The 779-nt window shown below is 63.3% G+C and carries 1 protein-coding gene; it reads right to left on the bottom strand.

Annotation, left to right across the window (positions count from 1 at the left end; all coding sequences use genetic code 11):
* Window positions 1-93: 93 nt before the first annotated feature.
* Window positions 94-779: 3-deoxy-8-phosphooctulonate synthase (kdsA, locus tag EN879_RS37715; RefSeq protein ID WP_127274802.1), on the bottom strand; the 686-nt coding region annotated here is incomplete at its 5' end.

The raw sequence follows: 779 nt of genomic DNA, 5'->3' as shown, positions 1-779 counted from the left end.
TTCCTCCTGCCAAAACGCTCATGTGCCGGTAGAGCGTACAGGCGGCTTGCGCCGTCCACAAGCATCGGCGGTCGACAGAGGATATTGTCCGGCCTAGAGACCCTTGGCGATGCGGTCGAATGCCATCAGCCGCTCGAGTAGAGCGGGCATGTCCTTCAACGGCAGCATGTTGGGGCCGTCGGAAGAGGTCGAGTTGCCAGGATCCTGATGGGTCTCGATGAAGACGCCGGCAACGCCGACAGCGACGGCCGCGCGCGCCAGCGTCTCGACAAAACGACGTTCACCGCCCGAGGAACCGCCCTGCCCGCCCGGCTGCTGCACCGAATGGGTCGCATCGAAGATCACCGGCGCGCCGATCTCTGCCATGACAGGCAAAGCGCGCATGTCGGAGACCAGCGTGTTGTAGCCGAAAGAAGCACCGCGCTCGGTGGTCAGCACATTGGCATTGCCGGATCCGGTGATCTTGGCGACGACGTTCTTCATGTCCCAGGGGGCAAGGAACTGTCCCTTCTTCACGTTGATGACCTTGCCGGTTTTCGCCGCGGCGACCAGCATGTCGGTCTGGCGCGACAGGAAAGCCGGAATCTGCAGGACATCGACATGCGGCGCCACGATGGCGCACTGCTCCTCGGTGTGGACATCGGTCAGCACCGGGAGCGAAAATTCCTTGCGCAGTTCGTCGAAGACGGGAAGTGCCGCGTCCATGCCGGCGCCGCGCGTCGCCGACAGCGAGGTGCGGTTGGCCTTGTCGTAGCTGGTCTTGTAGACGAGGCCTATTC

The sequence above is a fragment of the Mesorhizobium sp. M7A.F.Ca.AU.002.02.1.1 genome, assembly GCF_003998535.1.
Taxonomy (GTDB): Bacteria; Pseudomonadota; Alphaproteobacteria; order Rhizobiales; family Rhizobiaceae; genus Mesorhizobium; species Mesorhizobium ciceri.
This window is presented reverse-complemented; position numbering and strand designations above follow the sequence as displayed.